This window comes from Bartonella sp. AD328YNZD, from assembly GCF_042196425.1.
The window spans coordinates 1-1142 of record NZ_JBHIQG010000543.1 but is presented as its reverse complement, the minus strand read 5'-3'; the positions used below and the strand labels follow the sequence as shown (position 1 = coordinate 1142).

Annotated in this window: 1 pseudogene; it reads left to right on the top strand. The window is 41.8% G+C overall.

Annotated elements, in window-relative coordinates:
• Nucleotides 1-1142: pseudogene (locus ACFIO3_RS13515) on the top strand (hypothetical protein); the annotation flags it as partial.

The following is a 1142-nucleotide window of genomic DNA, read 5'->3' as shown; positions in this document are numbered from 1 at the left end:
GCTGAATATAAGGAAGGTCAATGGAGTGCTCCAAGCTTCAAAGTTAAGATCGTCAAAGAAGATGGCAGTGCCGTTGAAGAGCATAGCTATGATGATGTTGCGTCAGCCTTTGCTGGTGTTGGTGATTCATTCACGAATATTCATAAAGAGCTTCAGAATGAGATTAATAAAGTTGTAGGAGATAGTCTTGTTAAGCAGGATGATGCTACGAAGGTAATCAAGATAGGTGGAGAAAAAGAGGGTAGTGCAATCACAATTGCAAACATGAATGGTGATACACGTAGTCTCTCTGGCGTGAAAGCGGGCACACTTTCTGAAGGTTCGACGGAAGCCGTGAATGGTTCTCAGCTTTATTCCTTGCATCAGACGCTAGCGATGTATTTAGGCGGAGGAGCTAGCTATGAAGGTGGCGAATGGAGGGCTCCGGAATTCAAGGTTGCGCAATTCAATTCTGATGGTAGTTCGTCAGCAAAGAAGATCTATCATGATGTAGCAGGAGCCTTTGATGGTGTTAGTGATGGTATGACGAGTATCAACGACCGTATTCATGATGTTGAGAAGAATGTGGCGAGCAATGGTTTGAATTGGAATGAAGAAGAAGGCGCGTATGATGCGAAGCATGATGGTAAGTCGAGTAAGATTACGCATGTATTGGATGGTAAGATAGAAGAAGGCTCGCAAGAAGTTGTTAATGGTGGTCAGCTTTGGAGCACGAATGAGAGAGTAAAAGATGTTGAAGACAAAGTAGATACGATAGATCAACATGTGAAAAATATTGAAGTAGCGGTAACAGATGGCGTTGTTAACTATGATAAAGATAGTGATGGTAAAAAGACCAATAGCATTACGTTAGTAGGAGGTAATGACAGCGAACCTGTTATGATAGACAATGTAGCGGCAGGGAAGATTGAAACAGGTTCTCAGCAAGCTGTTAATGGTGGTCAGTTACATGATTATACTGAAGAGCAGATGAAGATAGTTCTTGAAGATGCCAATAAGTATACGGATGAGAAAGTTAGTAGTCTTGTCAATGATGGTGTTAACGAGTCGAAATCCTATACGGATATGAAGTTTGAGACATTGAATTATGCTATTCAGGATGTTCGGAAAGAAGCAAGACAAGCTGCTGCTATTGGTCTAGC